The organism is Chitinophaga ginsengisoli (genome assembly GCF_003014595.1).
GTDB lineage: Bacteria > Bacteroidota > Bacteroidia > Chitinophagales > Chitinophagaceae > Chitinophaga > Chitinophaga ginsengisoli.
The window spans coordinates 777,968-795,858 of the sequence record NZ_PYGK01000002.1 but is presented as its reverse complement, the minus strand read 5'-3'; the positions used below and the strand labels follow the sequence as shown (position 1 = coordinate 795,858).

The window sequence follows — 17,891 nt, the reverse complement described above, 5'->3', positions numbered from 1 at the left end:
ATATATGCCTGAAGCAGCACGATCATATACTGAACTCTTACTTGTATCATACCGGATACCTTCTATCACAGCTTATAACAGGCTGGAAAATTCTCCGCGTACCGCCAACTTTGACAGGAGCCTGAAAGCGGAAGTACGAGACCCTTTATGGATGCTGACCCGTCAATGGCAGTTCGGAGAATTTGAAGGAGAAGATGCCGCTTCCCCGGTTACGGCGCAGATCCTGGGTATGCATACCACTATGGACAGGGTGAGCTTTCCGAAAGGAGATGCATTCCCGTTTAAGCAGGACATACCACTGGAAACACATGTGGAAAGAGAAGTGATCCGTCCTGACCTGTCGGTATCGGTGCAGATGGGCAGATATTTCCTGAAACTGATGAAGAAGCATTCCCTGGAAGGGAAGCTGCCGGATTTTATAACAAGGTACCCGCTCATTTATGCAATAGATCCGCATGATAAGGATGCCGTCGTATTGTATAGTGCTGTGAAGCATAAAATGTTTGACGGCTATAGATTGTACCAGGATATAGCGATATCCCACGTTTTTAACACATGGGTAGATACTGCTTTCCCCGCAGATGCAGGTACTTTCAAAAGCCTGGCACCTTTGTTCGCCGCATGGCATGAGCGGAATTACAGTCAGCCGGCAAATGCAGACGATACTGCCTGGCTGCCTTCTCAGCTGGAATACCAGTTCAGTATATCATCTCCACAGAACCAGCAGGTAACACTGGTGGCAGATCAGTATTATGAAGGACACCTCGACTGGTATTCCTTTGACATGGACCCACGTAAGCAGGTACCCTTACCAGGAGAGGAGGGGGAACAGGCCGGACCTGTCGAAAACTTCGTTTCATTCCTTCCATCGCCTATTGCCTTTAAGGGGATGCCGCATCCGCGCTTCTGGCAGATGGAAGAAAACCAGACCGATTTCGGTAAGATCGATACCTCTGTTACCGGTATGCTGCACCTCATGCTGGCAGAGTTCGGACTGATCTATTCGAACGACTGGTTTATGCTGCCTTATCCACTTGCCGTCAACACCCTCTGTGAAATAAAGGGTATCGTCATCACAGATGTATTCGGACAGGAAATTTTAATCAGACCTGCCGGCAAAGGACCAGAAACGAACTGGCATCGCTGGGCCATGTTCCATCACTCCTCAAAGACAGCTTCTACCAATAATACGAACTTCTTCTACCTGACACCAGCCATCACCAAAGCACTGGAATGTCCGCCGCTGGAAGAAGTGAACTTCCTCCGGGATGAAATGGCCAATATGGTGTGGGCGGTTGAAAACATTGTACCCTCTCATACAGGAAAGGGAATAAGAGGAGACGAAATGGCAAGGGTCGATACGCCGCCGTCTGATTTTGTACCGGTTGGTAATGCCGTCATCCGGTATGTGTTAGGTACAACAGTACCCGGCAACTGGACACCTTTTATACCTGTACATGTTGAGAACAGTGATACAGAGATCCGGTTCCAACGCGCACGCATGCCGGGAGCAAAACCTGCTTATGGGATGTTGCTCAAAGAGCAGCCCGCGCCTTATTTTATCAATGAAGAAGAGATCCCACGTGCGGGAGTGATTGTAAGCATCTCCTACCAGCGTACGAGATGGTTGAATGGGGAACCGCTGTTGTGGCGGGGAAGGTTTAAACAGGCAGGTAAAGGAGAGGGGTGGAGTAATCTGAAGTTTGATCAGATCGAAGATATACCGTAGGTCATGTTCACGGTAATAGGACTCCGGAGGAGTCCTGCCGTTGCGAATGATTACGTTATGCTATCCTGGTTTATGACGTTCCCGGGGTTGAAACCCCGCGCTACAAACAATGGGACTCCTAACGTTCCCGGGGTTGAAACCCCGCGCTACAAACAATGGGACTCCTAACGGAGTCCTGCCGTTGCGAATGATCTTTATATGAGTTTGCATATAACCAGGATGTAACTAGCATATGACTAGCATATTCTTACGTTCTTCCTCCGTTTTTAAACGGAGGAAGATGCTAGTCATATGCAACTCATATGCAACTCATATGCAAGTTTGAGTAATCGCAATTGAACAACAAAGAGAACAATACTTTCCTCATATGAGTAGAAAATATTGTATAAGAAAAGTTAATTTTCATCAGTAGAAATTACATTGCGTACTTCTACGCAATTTAAATTTACATCCTTTGAAAAGTTTTTTATTTCCGAATTATTACCTAGTTTTACGTCTCTATGGTAATCGTGTGTAAAGCGTTTGAAGAACTCCAATTTTAACTCAAAATTTCACTCAAAAAAGACAAATTTTTTTAATTAGTACCCCAAAAAAAATCAAAAAAACAAAGAAGATTCTTGACACTATTGATGCGCTGCAGTCGCCGCAACATGTGCATTATGGCCCATACACCCTCTGAAATCCGTAAGCAGAATGCTGCCACAACTGTATTTGGAAACGATCCACGTATTCCTCATCAACCGTATCGATGAAATAATATATCATTTATCATATCGAGTAACGCAGCCGATGGCAATAGCCACCGGACTAGCTTCCATGTCTTGATAGTAATAAAATCATAACCATGATTTTCACTGCTTTTAAATTATTAAAAGACCAGCTGGATAGTTATATACAGTCCTTTAATCCTATGGGAAACGACCCCGAAGGTCATGTGGTTCTGGATAATGTAGCTACCCTGGAAACACCAGACAGGCCACCCGGCGCAGAAGAACGGATCATCCTGAGCCTGGTGAATATTGAGGAAGAAGCAACCCTGAAGAACAGCACACATTTTTATCGGAATGCGCAGGGAGTTGCCTATCACAATCCTCCAATATATCTGAACCTGTACATGCTTGTGTCCGCGCATTACAAGAACTATGAAGATGCGCTGTCACGGCTTTCACAGGCTATACAGTTCTTTCAGAGTAAAACAAGTTTTAACCTGAAGAACTCCCCCAACGAAGCCCTGATCAACAGTGGTCAGGCACCCGACGATCTGCAGTTACACTTAGAATTGTTTTCCCTATCCTTTGAACAACTGAATCATCTGTGGGGCGCTCTTGGCGGCAAACAAATGCCCAGCGCACTATATAAAGTAAGACTGGTTAAGATCACAGAGAACAGGATTACAGGACTCGGTACTATTGTGGAGCAGATCCAATCCAAAGACAGTATTGCTTTTCCCAAATCATAATAATGGCTTTTCAGATTACATACAGGCGCCTGGCAGTGGTGAATATGTTGCACAGCTTCTACCTCGATAAAGAGGGAAGCACCTACTATAGCCTGTCCCAGGAAGACCAGGAATTCAGATTGGCCGATCTCCTTATGGATAACCGGTACAACCTGATGGACAACGTGAAGATCACACCAACGCCCGCTACCGAAAAATTGTTGAAAGGACAGCGGATCGTGTATCGTCAAACGTCCACCGGACTTGTATTAGGTATCGCATCTGCACCAGGCCCCAATGGGGCGTTAATTACAGCGGTGCCTGTCAGCGGTCAGTTGCGGTTACAGTTTGTGATCCGCCTGAAGAACGCTGCATTGTTATCCCGTAGTAACCTGCGTATCAACCCGGTATTTCCTGCATGTTACTATTTCACGAATGATGATACGACTACCGGTAAATCTTTTCCCTCATTATCCACTTCCGTAAAGGAGTTCACGGATGGCCGGTTGTATGAGATGGGAGAGATGGCGATTGTCAACGGCAACCTCTCACAGGCTATTGCCCGCACTGACAGCGCTGCTACCGGCTGGGTAACAACAGGTGATCATCATCTCATCAATGAGTATGATCGCATCCTGTTGCCACTGAAGTTCAGCTACACGTTCGACAAGCAGGGAATTACACAGGCCAGCTTCGTACTGCTGAAAGGAGCGGATGAAATCAAGACCCTGCCTTTTCAGAACGCAGATGGCCTGCGGGATGCAGCCCTCGATTTTACAGGTATACCAGACGGGATCTATACATTGAAGATCTCCGGCAGTAACAGCTATGAAAGAAGTTATACGGTATATCTGCATTCAACGCTTTACCAGCAAGATGCCTGGGGTGTGCTCGACCTGGTAATGCATACAAATGATGCTGCATTTGAACTGGTAGATGCCGATGGGGTACTCAAAACACCGTCTGCACCTGTCTTTGAACTGCGCTTCGCCAACAGGTCTACTTACTGGAAATACTACCTGCAGAAAGCAGATCCGCCGGGAGCTGATGTGAACTGGGAAGAAGTGCTTCCCGCGCCACCAGGCATCAAAAAAGTGATCATCAGTAAACAGCCGTTTCCGCTGATGCAGGCCTACCGCAAGGTAAGCTATGCTGCGGTCAGTCTTCCGAATCCTGACGGAGAGATGATCAGCCGCCAGGGTGACCTGATATGTTCCGAAATCTTACTTCCTAAAATGAAATTATAAATTGATCGATTATGGCAAACACATACTATACACCAGGCGTGTATATTGAAGAGATCTCCAAGTTCCCCCCATCCATCACCGCGGTGGAAACAGCTATTCCTGCGTTCATTGGCTTTACAGAGCAGGCTATTGTAGATGGTAAATCAGTAGTGGGTACACCTGTACGTATCAGCTCACTGCTGGAGTACGAAAATATCTATGGTGGCCCGCAGAAAGAAGTGAACCTGATCGTTACCATCACTACCAGTGATACATCAGGTACACGCTATACTGTAAGCTATGATACTGCTGATGGCAAAGGTCTGTCTAAACACATTATGTACTATGCACTGCAGCAGTTCTATGCAAATGGTGGTGGTCCATGCTACATTATCTCTGTAGGCGCTTACCAGACTTTAGGTACACCGATCACTGATTCGGAACCATTCCTGGATGCACTGACCGAACTGAGAAAACAGGATGAACCTACACTGATCGTTTTCCCTGAAGGACAGAACCTGCCACAGGATACTTACACAACCCTGCTGCAAGCTGCACTGACACAGTGCTTTGAGTTGAAAGACCGTTTTGTGATCATGGACCTGTTTGACAATGGTCTCACATTGAAAACAGAAGGACAGATCCTGGCGGCAGCAAATGCGTTCCGCGACGCTATCTCCCTGAGCTCACCTTACACCAGCTATGGTGCTGTATATTTCCCTAACATCCGCTCTACATTTGATTATGCGTATGATGAAACTACAGTGACTATCGTAGGTGGCAGTGCGCCTAATTTCGCCGGACTGAATAACCTGGAGAAAGCAAACGTTAAACTGGCTATTTCCAACTTCTCTATCATATTACCGCCATCTGCTTCCGTTGCCGGTGTATATGCCCGTGTAGACAATGCACGTGGTGTGTGGAAGGCGCCTGCTAACGAAGGATTGCTGGCAGTATCCGGTGTAACCTGCGATATCAGTGACCAGATCCAACGCAACCTGAACGTGGATGTAAATGCAGGGAAGTCTGTAAATGCGATCCGTTTCTTCCCCGGCAGAGGTATCAAGATATGGGGTGCACGTACGCTGGACGGTAACTCCAACGAATGGCGCTATGTATCTGTACGCCGCTATTTCAACATGGTGGAAGAGTCTACCAAAAAGGCGAGTGAAGGTTTCGTATTCGAACCGAACGATGCCAATACCTGGGTGAAGGTAAAAGCGATGATCGAAAACTTCCTCATCAATCAGTGGCGCTCCGGTGCACTGGCAGGCGCTAAACCTGAACATGCATTCTACGTGAAGATCGGTATCAATGAAACCATGACTGCATTTGATATCCTGGAAGGAAGAATGATCGTTGAAATTGGTCTGGCTGTAGTACGTCCGGCTGAATTCATCATCCTGAAATTCAGTCACAAAATGCAGGAATCTTAATCTGATTAAAGTGCCCCATTTGTAATCACTGTAAATCCCAGAAAATACACCATATATGAGCGACTTTAAACCTCCGGTAGAACAACAACAACCGGTAGTACAATGTGTACCACCATCCCCATCTCAGTTTGATCTGCTGATGCAGGAATACGGAGTTACCCTGAAAGAAGAACTGCAGCAACGTTCTGCCAACCTCGAAGCAGAAGTGATCCTCACCAATACTGCCAGCCAGGTAGTATGCGTTGAACGCAGGGTCAACGATAAATTAGCCCGTGCTGTAAAGGAGTATAACTTTCTCAGCAACTGTGTAACCGTATACACAGGACAGGACCTGGAAGGCCTTACTGCTACTGTAGCCATTGCACAGACAAAATATGCTTCTGTTAAAACTTCTTTTGATGCTGCCGTTATCGCTATCAAAGCTGCCAAGTCGAAGGTAGGGTTGGTAAATACACTGGCAGGCAAACTGAAAGATGCTGTGGCAGATTCCTGCAACTCTGAAGAGTTAAAGCTGATCCGCGAGAACCTTTCAAAAGGAGGCCCCAATAAAAAGAATATCGAAGACAGTGTACAGGAGTTTGTACAATACGCTGAGAAGATCGTAAACCAGGCGGATGACGTGGCACAGGCAGCTGTAAAAGTAGCCGGTATCAATGCCTTCGTTAATATCGATAACCTGTCTGCGCTGATCGCTACCGCTAAAACTGATGGTGGTAAACTGATCACAGACGTAGAGAACAACGTTAAAAATTCCCAGAAGAAATATGATGATTCCCGCAAACCACTGGGTGATGCACTCAAAGCGCTCAGCACTGCAAGTACTTCCAAGAATAAAGCCTGGGTACTGAAAGATGCTGACGTGGCAACCAGCAAGTTTGTAGAGGATAAAAACTGTAACGGCGGTGGCTGTCAGAAACTGGATGATATTTCAGAGGAAGCAGAGGGCGCATATGAAAACCCTAACTGCGGAACACCTGGCGAACCACAGGAAAACGAAGCATAATAACGCCCGTTTCACATTATTAAAACACCGTACACAATTTAATCATCATGGCTTCAAATAAAGATACCGTACAACAATACCTGGACCGCCTGAAGAAAGAGGTCACTGAGGCTGACCAGGAACTCGTAAATGCCCTCGCACAGGAGGCTTCCAAGAAGAGCGCCCTCGACAAAAAGAGCCGTTGGGCTGATGTGCTGAGAGACCTGCTGGCAACTATTACCGAAACAAACCGTCTCGGTATGATCTACCTGGGTACCCTGGAAAGGACCCGTAAGTACAATGAGAAATCCGGTAAGAATGCACGCCTGTGTATCGATGCTATCAAGATCCTGATCTGTGAAGCAAAGAAACTGCTGGATTGCACAGAAGTATTGAGAGGACAGATTAAAGTACTGACCGATCGTATCGATAACAAGATCCCTGATAGAGGTGCTAATTCTATCATGGCTAATCTGAACGCGTTGAAAACCGCTACAGAAGATGCACTGACAGCTATTAAGGATGCGATCAAGGCATTGCTGGGAACCTTTCATGAGGAAGAAGACCTCTGGGGATTGCTGGCCGGCGAAAAAGGCTTGCTGTTCCAGGTAGTTGGTTCCTATAAACTGATGACTGATGGCAAAAAGCCGGATCTGGAAGATTGTGCTTCCTGTCACCCGCAGAAAACACCGCTGTTCCCAATGGACGACGAGGCTTGCGACTTCTATACCAAAACGAAACATCAGTACGAGACAACACTCGACGAACTGAAAGATCTGCAGAAAGAAGTTGAAGTGGTTTCCTGCAAACGTGAATTTGCACAGGCCCGCAAGACAGCACTGGACAAAGCATATGCCGCCGCAGTAGCTGCAAAGGCATGTGATACCACACCGGCAGCTGCAAAAAAATAATCAAGATTTCAACATTCAATCATAACAGTACAAAAAAATTACAATGGCAAATTATCCATTACCCAAGTTTCACTTCCAGGTAGAATGGGGTGGTAAAAACATCGGTTTTACTGAAGTAACCGGTCTCACTGTTGAAACAGAAGCGATTGAATACCGCCATGGCGCCAGTCCTGAATACCATAAGACCAAACAACCAGGTCTGAAGAAATACAGCAATATCACGCTGAAACGCGGCACTTTCCAGTCAGACAACGAATACTTCGACTGGTGGGAAGAAACCGTATTCTTCCAGGAGCAGAACGGTAAATACCGCAGGAACATCACTATCAGCCTGCTGGACGAGACGCACAAACCGATCATCGTATGGAAGGTGAAGAATGCATGGCCTATCAAGGTACAGTCTGCAGATCTGAAAGCGGATGCCAACGAGATCGCTGTTGAAAGCGTAGAGCTGGTGCATGAAGGTCTGGTGATCGAAAATAAATAATAATGGCAACTGCTAATTATCCTCCTGTAGGGTTTCATTTTAAAGTAGAGTTCCTGTTCGACAAAAGGGTGGAGAACGACATCCTTTTCCAGTCAGTATCAGGACTCAACTTTCAGATGCAGACTGATACGCTGCGGGAGGGCGGGGAGAACCGCTTTGAGCACGTGATACCTATGCGCAACAAGTGTACAGACCTTGTACTGCGCCGCGGTATCTTCAAACCGGGAGAATCCACCGTTTCGCAGTGGTGTCTCGATGCTTTCAAAAACTTCAGCTTTTCGCCCATTGATCTCATTATTACGCTCCTGAATGAGCAGCATCAGCCGCTCATGACCTGGAAGGTGCACCGCGCCTGGCCCAAGAACTGGAAGGTAGCAGACTTCAATGCAGATAAAGGTGAGGTGGTCATTGAAACATTTGAACTGAATTACAACTATTTCAACGTGGAATAGTCATTTTAAAACCAGGCCCCATGCCAGTAGAGATAAGAGAAATGGTCATCAAGGTAGCTGTCGATGAAGCTGCCGGTAACAAAGGTAATACAGGCGGCAGCCAGGAACATCAGGAGGGATCTCCTGATGCGATTGTCCGTGCCTGCGTGGAAAAAGTGCTGGAAATCCTGAAAGATCAAAGAGAACGCTGATGGCAACGAATAAAGAAACCGCGAATGTAGAGAAGATCGTCATCCGGCCCTTCCTCAATCCGAAACAGGACAAGTCAGCCGGCGCCGATTTTACCATCCCCATTAACCCGGAAAGTTATGCGCAGTCCTACAAGGTAGAGGCGAAGCAGAAGTCGACCGGCGGTAACCAGGGGAGCGCTCCGGAATACAAGTTCACCGCACCCGAACAGCTCAAGCTGGACTTCACCCTGGACAATACAGGTACCATTGAAGGGAATATCCTGAACGGTACGGAAATAAAGGACCAGGTGGAACAACTGCTGAATGTTGTGTACAGGATGCAGGGCGAGGCGCACAAGCCGGCCATCCTGAAGATCCAGTGGGGTCTGTTCACCTTTGACTGTATCCTTGCTACCCTGGATATCAATTATGTGCTTTTTAAGCCCAATGGGGAGCCTTTAAGGGCGAAGGTGAGTGCTTCGTTCACTCAGTATGTAGAACCCAAAAAACGGGTCGCAAAAGAGGATAAACACTCACCGGACCTTTTCCGTAGTGTGCGGGTGGCTGACGGCGATACACTGCCGCTGCTTTCTTATAAAAACTACGGCGACCCTGCTCTCTATATGCAGGTAGCTTATTACAATGAACTGGTCAGCGTACGGAAACTGCGTACGGATGATGAACTGGCTTTCCCGCCGGTGAAAAACACCGGGACCCAAAAAACTTCCTGAACATGGCGAACGAAGAAAACATAGGCACAGACGAACGGATCATACCCAGTCCGGAGATCTACGACTATACCAGTATTGAAGTGCTGATCAACGGCAACAGGGTGAGCGATCCTGCTTATAACCTGCGTTCAGTGTCTGTAGTGAAGGAAGCGAACCAGATCCCATACGCCAGGCTCCAGTACCTGGACGGTGATACCTCACAGGAGAAATTTGCCGTGAGTGAAGCGGCTGATTTCATTCCCGGCAACAAGGTAGAGATACAGGTAGGACGTGACGGAAAGAACGTCAGCGTTTTCAAAGGCATCATTGTTAAACATGGCATCAAAGCCAGCGAGAACGGTAATGCCTCTCTATACCTCGATTGCAGGGATGAAACCGTATCGCTCACATTGGGCAGAAAGAATAAATACTTCAGGGACATGACCGACAGCGATGCCCTGCAGAAAGTGCTGGGCAGCAAGGCGGGTACACTGGCATCTACTTCCGTAACGCATAAGGAGCTGGTACAGTTCTATTGCACGGACTGGGACTTTACCCTGAGCCGTGCAGAAATGAACAGCTGTATCCTGCTGGTGCAGGACGGTAAGGTGAATATGGTGAAACCTGCGCTTGGTTCTCCTACCATTACACTGGTATATGGCGCTACTATCGAGGAATTCGATGCCGAAATAGACGCCCGTACCCAATGGCAGGAAGTAAGCGCCAGTTCCTGGAGCTACAAAGACCAGGCGGTGAAGGAAAACTCCACCTCAAGTGTGTCTTTCAAAGAAGCGGGCAATCTTTCGGGTAGCTCACTGGCAAAAGCAGTATCGCCAGCCAAGCTGGAACTGCGCCACAGCGGCCTGGTAAGTGAGCCTGAACTGAAAGCCTGGACTGAGTCAGTCCTGCTGAAAAGCAGGATGTCCAAGATCCGTGGGCGTGCTAAAATAAAAGGTTCGCCTGATACAAAACCCGGCGATACCATTGAGCTAAAAGGGCTTGGTAAACGCTTTGACGGCCAGGTATATGTGAGTGGCGTACGTCATGAATACGTAGATGGCATCTGGCAGACCAATTTACAGTTTGGGATCTCTCCTGAATGGTTCCATCATAAGCCTGAGCTGATAGAAACACCTGCCGCAGGTATGCTGCCTGCCGTGCAGGGGTTGCAGATAGGTGTGGTGGTGCAGCTGGAGAGTGATCCTGACGGCGAAGACCGCATCCTGGTAAAGATGCCGCTGACAGACAATAGCGACAAAGGCACCTGGGCCCGTGTAGCATCACTGGATGCGGGCAAGGAAAGGGGCTACTTCTTCCGCCCTGAAATAGGCGATGAAGTGATCGTTGGTTTCGTTAATGGTGATCCCCGTTTTGCGGTGGTGCTGGGAATGCTGCACAGCAGTAACAAACCGGCTCCTGTACAGGCGCAGGATACGAATCATATCAAAGGCCTGGTGACCCGCAGCAAGATGAAAACCATGTTTGATGATGAGAATAAGGTGATGAAGATGGAAACGCCTGCGGGCAATTTCATTGAGCTGAGTGAGAAAGACAAAGCGATCACCATCCAGGATCAGCATGGTAACATGATCAAGATGGAACAGGCAGGTATTACCATTAAGAGTCCCAAAGACATTAAGATGGAAGCCGGCGCGTCTTTCACGCTGAAAGCCGCCACAGACATAAAGATAGAAGGTACAACCATTTCCGGAAAAGCAAACACCACATTGGAACTGAACGGGCAGGCCAAAGCAAAGGTCGCATCTTCAGCCATGCTGGAACTAACAGGCGGAATGGTGAAGATTAACTAAAAAATTAAAGAAGTCAAAACAATGCCCCCGGCAGCAAGAATAACAGATATGCATGTTTGTCCCATGGTAACAGGCGTTGTGCCGCATGTAGGCGGTCCTGTTTCCGGTCCGGGCGTGCCTACGGTACTGATAGGCGGAATGCCGGCAGCAACGGTAGGAGACATGCTGGTGTGTACCGGTCCGCCGGACGTCATCGTAAAAGGCTCCGCCACGGTGATGATAGGAGGCAAGCCTGCCGCCCGTATGGGCGATACGACAGCCCATGGCGGCTCCATTGTATTAGGCTGTCCTACGGTGATGATAGGAGGTTAACATAGACGCTAAAAAGATTTGTATATGCTCGACGCAAAAGATTTTCTGGGCTGCGGCTGGTCTTTTCCCCCCACCTTCCGCAAAGACAATGACGACAAAGATTGTTACGCCTTAATGGCCGTAGGGCGGGAGGATATAGAACAAAGCCTTCATATTCTTTTGTCGACCAGCCTGGGCGAACGCGTGATGCTTCCCCAGTTTGGTTGCAACCTGGCAGATTACCAGTTTGAATCCATGAGCAATACACTGATCGGTTTCATTACAGACCTGGTAACAAATGCCATCCTATACTACGAAGCAAGAATAAAGGCCGATAAGATCACTGTATCGCAGTCTGACTCGTGGGACGCCATACAGGGATGTTTACGGATCAATATCGATTATACCATCAGGGCCACTAATTCCCGGTACAACTATGTATATGACTTCTATATACAGGAAGGCCGTTCAGAAGGAATAAATGCAGCCATAGCAATAAGATAATGAATGCTTCAGAAAACATATCGAATAACCTGGTACGCGATGGTGTAAGCCAGTTGCAGCGTAAAATGGAAGCGCTGTCAACTGATAAAGTGCAGATAGACGAACGTAGTACAGCCCAGTTACTGGGGTTCCTGTACCGCTATGCCAGGTACGTACTTTATTATGATGATACAGATCAGCCTTTCCGCAGGGCCGACACTACGCTGACGTCCCGCGGGGACTGGCAGGATTTCTTCCGCAGTAATCCGCCTTTCCAGTATGCTGCCATCCAGCAGTTTGATACTGCCGGTTTTGATGCGGCTTATCAGAAGGCAAGGACAGACCTGACGCAGCAATTGCCGGCAGATCAGTTCTGGTCCATGTTCTTCCGCATACTGGATATGGTGATGCAGCTGAATAGCTGGCATACACAGCTGGACAGCTCCACTGGGCTCAGTAGTGTACTGCGCGCCCTGGTACAGTCGGATTTCAGTAAGGCCTTATACCGCCTTATCGCCATAGCCAATACTATGGTAGATGCGGAAAATCCACTGCCGGAAGAAGCGGTGAACAACATTGCCATCCTGCGGCAGAACAGTGGCTGGGGACTCACAATGGATAAGCTGATCGCTAAAGATGCTTACCTGGTACGACTGAGCAGCTATCCCCGCCGTAAAAGAGCGAAAGTACTGACACAGCTGGATGAGCTGTTTGTCATTTTCTATAAAGGCATCCTGCAGGTACAGGATTTTGCTGTAAAAGATTTTGATGCGGTGTTGAACGGACAGCAGAAACATCAGCCACACGTAGGCTTGCTGTATGCGTTCCTGGAGCTCTTCGCACAGGTGAAAACGCAGATGAATACCATCGGCCGCCAGCACCTGAACTTCTTCTACGAAGAGGTACTGCGATTGAAAAAGAAACCGCTCACACCAGATCATGTACACATTGTAGCTGAACTGGCTAAACAATTGCCTGATTACCTGCTGAAGGAAGATACTGCATTGAAGGCCGGTAAAGATGCGACAGGTAAAGATGTCAGCTTCTTTACAGCCGATGATGTGGTGCTGAATAAAGCAAAGGTGAACCAACTACGTACGCTTTTCAAAGATGATAAAGCGAATGTGTATGTGGCGCCTGTTGCTGCAAGTGCTGATGGATTGGGAGAAGGTTTCCGTAATCCTGCTTACAACAGCTGGCCTTTGCTGGGTGCTGCTGAATATGTCAGCAAGAATAATCCGCAGGCAGGCGTAGCACATTTTCCTTTTGCCACTACCGGATTGTTACTTGCTTCACCAGTGCTGCTGCTGAAAGAAGGCACGCGCAATGTGACGGTAATTATTGAACTGTCATCATTGGGCGACAATGCCGCACAGCTGGCAGCGTTGCTGAATAAACCTTTCTACCTGCTGAATGAAGCGGTATTGAAAGCTATGCAGAAGAAGGCCATCGATAAAGGTAGTCTTGCTGCTATCCGCACCAAAATGAAAAATGCGGGTATCACGGAAATATGGCTGGAAGATGCAGTGGGTGAACACGATTTTGCCACCTATACGAATATTGGTCCGCAGCAATTGCAGGACGCGAAAGATATTGCACGCAGAAGACTGCTGCAGGTAGATTGTACTACGGAAGCAGGCTGGTATCCTGCACCGGCAATCACTACCACACTGGTAGATAACAACAAGCTGACCCTGAACTTTGTACTGGCTGCTGATGCACCGGCATTGATCGCTCCTGCACCTGATGTTATAAAAGCTACTTATCCTGTAAATGATCCGCTGCTGCGCATCCTCTTCAATCACAGCCTGCATTATTATCTCGCAGAGACGGCAATACCATGGTACGATATATTGAGTAACCTGGTTATTCAGAATACCACTGTCAATGTACATGTGACTAATGTGAAGAACCTGCTGATCGGTAATGATGAAGGACCGCTGGATCCGAACGGTAAGTTCCTTCCTTTCACCAGTATCCCTAAAGCAGGCAGTAACTTCTACATAGGTAGTGATGAGGTGTTCAGGAAACGGGTGACAGATATGAAGCTGCACATGGAGTGGGAGGGATATCCTGACGACTTTGAAAAACATTATGCCGCTTATAATCTGCCGGGTATCGACAATACTTATTTTAAGGCAGATCTGGAACGCCTGGATAATGGAGAGTGGAAAGGCATTACCGGAGGAACTGGTACACTGTTGTTCGACCAGGATGGCGGGCATCATGTACAACGGGTGAGGGAGATCGATATACCTGAGACGGAAAAGATACCACTGCTGACGCAGCAGGCGCCATTGCTCCCTTTTAGCAATGCGGCACTGTATGGATTCCTGCGCCTGAAACTGGTGAATAATTTCAAGCATGATGAGTATCCGGGTATCCTGGGTTCACAGTTGCTGAAAGTAGGTAACCTGCGACTGGATGATATAAAGGCAAAGGCAAGCGGTCTTTTAGCTTCGGCTACCGGTACGCATACGGATACAGGTACTGCGCTTGGCAAGGCAAACCTCATTACAAAAGATTCTTCCGATGGGGATTTTGATTTGCTAAGAGGTGCTGCTGGCAGTGCAGATAGCAGCGCTAATGATACTAAATCGCTTGCGGATGGCATGAACACTTTTGTGGGTAATAATGTCGGTTCTTTAATAGCGCTTCCGCTGCCGCCATATACGCCTACTATTAAAGGCTTCTACCTGAATTATGATGCCACTGCAACCGGTGCTGATGTTACTCTGTTGCATCAGTATCCTTATGAAGAAGGTAACTACAAGACTTTATCTTCCGGTGCTACCACGAATTTCATGCCTGTGTATGATGACGAGGGTACGCTCTATATAGGACTGGAACAGGCAGTGCCTGGTACTAACGTAGCGTTGTTGTTCCAGCTGGCTGAATTCACTGCAAATCCTGATATCCGCAGGGCCGACATACAATGGCATTATATGTCGGGCAATGAATGGCAACCACTGGAGAAAAATACACAGATCCTTAGTGATACAACTAAAGAGATGCTGGTGTCAGGCATTGTTACCCTTGCATTGCCATGGGATGCAGATACTACGCATACCGTGTTGCCATCCGGCCTGCATTGGTTACGTATTACCACACACCAGTATTCAGCTGCAGTATGCGAAGGTGTTGCTGTGATGGCGCAGGCTGCAGTAGCAGTATTCCGCAGCCAGGAGAATGATCCTGCACGTGTGAATACGGCATTGGCCGCATCGACCATCAGCGGGCTGGTAGTACCTGATGCGATGATCACGAAGATCACACAGCCCTATCCATCTTTTGGTGGCAGGAAAGAAGAAACGGCCGACGAGTTTTATATCCGCGTCAGCGAACGTTTACGCCACAAAGGAAGGGCCATCAATGTTTTCGATTATGAGCGCATCATACTGGATGCTTTCCCTGAGATCTCCAAGATCAAATGTATTCCGCACAGTAAGATGTGCCGCGATGCGCAGGGCAACATCACACAGCTGCAGTCGCCCGGCTGGGTGACGCTGGCGGTGATCCCGCAGATAGATAATTACCCTGCAGATGAACGGTTCAGTCCTAAGGTGAGCCGTATCATCCTGGAAAGGGTTAGTGACTACCTGCGCACGCGTACTTCTGTATTCGCAAAGGTGCAGGTCATCAATCCGGTATATCAGCCTATCAGCTTCAAGGGCAATATCCGCCTGAGGGCCGGCAGGGATGCGAACTTCTATCAGAAAAAACTGATCAGCGAAGTACAAGCCTACCTGTCGCCATGGATCAACAGCGGCGCACAGAACATCATATTCGGTGGTACACTGATGATGTCGTCCGTATTACAGTTCATCGAAAATCGTGAGTACGTAGACTACGTTACCGACTTCACGATGTTCGTGAAAAGCGGCGGCGTAGACGGCCCGGCGGTAAAGGCTGTCACAGCAGACACGCCATGGTCTGTACTGATAGGCGGCGAACAAACTTATACAATCATTACTAACGATACCTGCAACGGCAATAGTCAGCAAGCTGTATTCAGGATCAAATAAATTATTCATAAAAAATTAAAAGATACCCCCATGTCTATAACAACCAGAGCAGCGCTGAAAGCACAATTTAAGACCGGCGCTATACCTACCTCGCAGGATTTCTTTAACCTGATAGACTCTACGCTGGTAAGAAGAGATGATGCTTTTTTCGGAAAATGGGCGGCTGGGATCTGCTATTACGAAGGCGATGTAGTGATCTACAACAATGCGTTGTATACCTGTACGCCTGCGGGCGATAAGCCATGCGGCTGTGACGGAAGTACCGGTGATAATACAAAAGCTGATAAAAGCAAAGGACACTGCTCCACAGATAATCCGGAAATAGATTGTACCAACTGGAAAATGCTGGACATCGATGCTTCCGATGAAGATTGGGAGATCATCCGCAACGAGGATAAAGTGCCCATTATCATGTATGCCAAAGTGTTTGGTAAGATAGGCATGGGCACTGAAGATCCTAAGGCAAGAGTGCACATCCATGTGGATGAGTTGAAAGCGGATTTCCTCTTCAGCCCTGATAATGCACAGTCGCCCGAATTCGTGATCCAGCATACTGCTGGTGACAGTACACAATCATTGTCAGAAAAACTGGCAGATGACAAAGCAGTCTTTACGACTAATACTGAAGGATTCCTCTTCACCTCTGTAGTGCCGCCACCGGTACCTTCAGATGGAGAAGAGAATGTACCTAAAGAGGTAACGTCTGCAAAGCCGGTGTTTATCACTACGCCTGATGCCGGCGCTGCTGTAGGTATTGGCACTACTGCTCCTGAAGCGGGTGTTGATATCTATAATCAGGGGTCTTCCCGTCTGTTACTGAATCCTGTACAGGCAGTAGTGCCACAGGCAGTCTGGATCCACAAAGCAGAATATAATTATCAGAATTACCTGAATGTGACGCTGGATGAGCGTGTATCCAGTTTCACCACTAATGCACAGGATGGTTTTTATTTCCGCAAGGGATTGGATGAAGGCAAAAACTATCTGAAGAATATTGCCAAACCGGCATGCGAAACACTGGTGTCCATCAAACAGGATGGCCGTGTGGGCATCGGAACAGAAACGCCTGTTACGAATGTGGAGATCACCAAAGCAAATAGTGCCGGTGCTTTCCTGATGTGCCTCGATAATACTAATCCGGGTTTCAGTATCATCAATAACCGCCCTAATAATGAAAAGCGGAACTACCTGCTGCTGGGTGCAGACAATGACTGGGGTGCATTCCTCACAGATGCTTCAAAAGGCTTTGTGTTCAAGAAAGGTGGTGAGTATGGTAACGGTAATGAACTGGAAATAAACCAGGGCGATGACCTGGTAACGATCTCCGCAGAAGGTAAGACCATCATTGGTGGTCTGACTCCAACTGGCTTTGACCTGAATGTAAAGGGCAAGGCACGTGCCTTCGGTCTCTATCTGGATACGGATGTACGTAAGGTGAGCAATCCGGTGAAACTGGGTAACGTGATCGACAAGGTGAAGAAACTGAACCCTGTTACGTTCACTTTCAATCAGAAGGCCAACTGTCCTTCGACAGAAGCGCAGATCGGCTTCCTGCCACACCAGGTGGAAGAGTTCTTCCCGGAACTGGTGAATACGGACGGCGACGGTACGCAGACACTGGCTTATGCCAATATGGTAGCTGTGCTGACGAAAGCCATACAGGAACAGCAGGAGACGATCGCTGCACTGCAGAAACGCCTGGATGCCCTGGAAGGTAAATAACAGCCTGATCACCGATAC

At 47.9% G+C, this 17,891-nt stretch carries 15 protein-coding genes; all 15 read left to right on the top strand.

Features of this window, described 5'->3' with window-relative positions:
- Positions 1 to 4: 4 nt before the first annotated feature.
- The 15 genes from CLV42_RS07740 to CLV42_RS07675 all read left to right on the top strand — a co-directional run bounded on the left by CLV42_RS07740 (position 5) and on the right by CLV42_RS07675 (position 17,873).
- Entirely contained in the window at positions 5 to 1,729 is a 1,725-nt protein-coding gene (locus tag CLV42_RS07740; protein WP_106601311.1) for a hypothetical protein, read from the top strand.
- Between the two features lie 844 nt (positions 1,730 to 2,573).
- The gene (locus CLV42_RS07735; RefSeq protein WP_106601310.1) at positions 2,574 to 3,188 is read left to right on the top strand and encodes a DUF4255 domain-containing protein; all 615 of its coding nucleotides are present in this window, start codon (positions 2,574 to 2,576) and stop codon (positions 3,186 to 3,188) included.
- A 2-nt stretch (positions 3,189 to 3,190) separates the two neighbouring features.
- Positions 3,191 to 4,414, top strand: a complete 1,224-nt coding sequence (locus CLV42_RS07730; protein WP_106601309.1) for a hypothetical protein — start codon at positions 3,191 to 3,193, stop codon at positions 4,412 to 4,414.
- A gap of 11 nt (positions 4,415 to 4,425) precedes the next feature.
- Positions 4,426 to 5,829: a phage tail sheath family protein gene (locus CLV42_RS07725; RefSeq protein WP_106601308.1), complete on the top strand. Its 1,404-nt coding sequence runs from the start codon at positions 4,426 to 4,428 to the stop codon at positions 5,827 to 5,829.
- A 55-nt stretch (positions 5,830 to 5,884) separates the two neighbouring features.
- Positions 5,885 to 6,832 carry a hypothetical protein gene (locus CLV42_RS07720; RefSeq protein ID WP_106601307.1) on the top strand — a complete coding sequence of 316 codons (948 nt, stop codon included), beginning with the start codon at positions 5,885 to 5,887 and terminating at the stop codon, positions 6,830 to 6,832.
- A 47-nt stretch (positions 6,833 to 6,879) separates the two neighbouring features.
- Entirely contained in the window at positions 6,880 to 7,722 is an 843-nt protein-coding gene (locus tag CLV42_RS07715) for a hypothetical protein (RefSeq protein WP_106601306.1), read from the top strand.
- Positions 7,723 to 7,765: 43 nt separating this feature from the next.
- Positions 7,766 to 8,209, top strand: a complete 444-nt coding sequence (locus CLV42_RS07710) for a phage tail protein (RefSeq protein ID WP_089831925.1) — start codon at positions 7,766 to 7,768, stop codon at positions 8,207 to 8,209.
- 2 nt (positions 8,210 to 8,211) lie between these two features.
- Positions 8,212 to 8,661, top strand: a complete 450-nt coding sequence (locus CLV42_RS07705; protein ID WP_106601305.1) for a phage tail protein — start codon at positions 8,212 to 8,214, stop codon at positions 8,659 to 8,661.
- A gap of 20 nt (positions 8,662 to 8,681) precedes the next feature.
- Entirely contained in the window at positions 8,682 to 8,852 is a 171-nt protein-coding gene (locus CLV42_RS33860) for a DUF5908 family protein (protein WP_170117427.1), read from the top strand.
- On the top strand, positions 8,852 to 9,562 hold the full coding sequence (locus CLV42_RS07700) for a CIS tube protein (protein WP_211303404.1): 711 nt from the start codon (positions 8,852 to 8,854) through the stop codon (positions 9,560 to 9,562). Before CLV42_RS33860 ends, CLV42_RS07700 begins: the two co-directional genes overlap by 1 nt.
- 2 nt (positions 9,563 to 9,564) lie before the next feature.
- Positions 9,565 to 11,352 carry a type VI secretion system tip protein VgrG gene (gene vgrG / locus CLV42_RS07695; protein ID WP_106601304.1) on the top strand — a complete coding sequence of 596 codons (1,788 nt, stop codon included), beginning with the start codon at positions 9,565 to 9,567 and terminating at the stop codon, positions 11,350 to 11,352.
- A gap of 21 nt (positions 11,353 to 11,373) precedes the next feature.
- On the top strand, positions 11,374 to 11,664 hold the full coding sequence (locus tag CLV42_RS07690) for a PAAR domain-containing protein (protein WP_106601303.1): 291 nt from the start codon (positions 11,374 to 11,376) through the stop codon (positions 11,662 to 11,664).
- Between the two features lie 24 nt (positions 11,665 to 11,688).
- Entirely contained in the window at positions 11,689 to 12,147 is a 459-nt protein-coding gene (locus CLV42_RS07685) for a GPW/gp25 family protein (RefSeq protein ID WP_106601302.1), read from the top strand.
- Complete coding sequence (locus CLV42_RS07680) at positions 12,147 to 16,151, top strand: baseplate J/gp47 family protein (RefSeq protein ID WP_106601301.1); 4,005 nt, start codon at positions 12,147 to 12,149, stop codon at positions 16,149 to 16,151. Before CLV42_RS07685 ends, CLV42_RS07680 begins: the two co-directional genes overlap by 1 nt.
- Positions 16,152 to 16,181: 30 nt before the next feature.
- A complete protein-coding gene (locus CLV42_RS07675) occupies positions 16,182 to 17,873 on the top strand; it encodes a tail fiber domain-containing protein (protein ID WP_106601300.1) in 1,692 nt (563 codons plus the stop codon).
- Positions 17,874 to 17,891: the final 18 nt, after the last annotated feature.

Bases quoted from the DNA above. Each gene is read 5' to 3' on its own strand.
- CLV42_RS07710 (WP_089831925.1), top strand. From the start codon at position 7,766: ATGGCAAATTATCCATTACCCAAGTTTCACTTCCAGGTAGAATGGGGT.
- CLV42_RS07705 (WP_106601305.1), top strand. From the start codon at position 8,212: ATGGCAACTGCTAATTATCCTCCTGTAGGGTTTCATTTTAAAGTAGAG.
- CLV42_RS07685 (WP_106601302.1), top strand. From the start codon at position 11,689: ATGCTCGACGCAAAAGATTTTCTGGGCTGCGGCTGGTCTTTTCCCCCC.
- CLV42_RS07730 (WP_106601309.1), top strand. From the start codon at position 3,191: ATGGCTTTTCAGATTACATACAGGCGCCTGGCAGTGGTGAATATGTTG.
- CLV42_RS33860 (WP_170117427.1), top strand. From the start codon at position 8,682: ATGCCAGTAGAGATAAGAGAAATGGTCATCAAGGTAGCTGTCGATGAA.
- CLV42_RS07680 (WP_106601301.1), top strand. From the start codon at position 12,147: ATGAATGCTTCAGAAAACATATCGAATAACCTGGTACGCGATGGTGTA.
- vgrG (WP_106601304.1), top strand. From the start codon at position 9,565: ATGGCGAACGAAGAAAACATAGGCACAGACGAACGGATCATACCCAGT.
- CLV42_RS07675 (WP_106601300.1), top strand. From the start codon at position 16,182: ATGTCTATAACAACCAGAGCAGCGCTGAAAGCACAATTTAAGACCGGC.
- CLV42_RS07725 (WP_106601308.1), top strand. From the start codon at position 4,426: ATGGCAAACACATACTATACACCAGGCGTGTATATTGAAGAGATCTCC.
- CLV42_RS07700 (WP_211303404.1), top strand. From the start codon at position 8,852: ATGGCAACGAATAAAGAAACCGCGAATGTAGAGAAGATCGTCATCCGG.
- CLV42_RS07740 (WP_106601311.1), top strand. From the start codon at position 5: ATGCCTGAAGCAGCACGATCATATACTGAACTCTTACTTGTATCATAC.
- CLV42_RS07735 (WP_106601310.1), top strand. From the start codon at position 2,574: ATGATTTTCACTGCTTTTAAATTATTAAAAGACCAGCTGGATAGTTAT.
- CLV42_RS07715 (WP_106601306.1), top strand. From the start codon at position 6,880: ATGGCTTCAAATAAAGATACCGTACAACAATACCTGGACCGCCTGAAG.
- CLV42_RS07690 (WP_106601303.1), top strand. From the start codon at position 11,374: ATGCCCCCGGCAGCAAGAATAACAGATATGCATGTTTGTCCCATGGTA.
- CLV42_RS07720 (WP_106601307.1), top strand. From the start codon at position 5,885: ATGAGCGACTTTAAACCTCCGGTAGAACAACAACAACCGGTAGTACAA.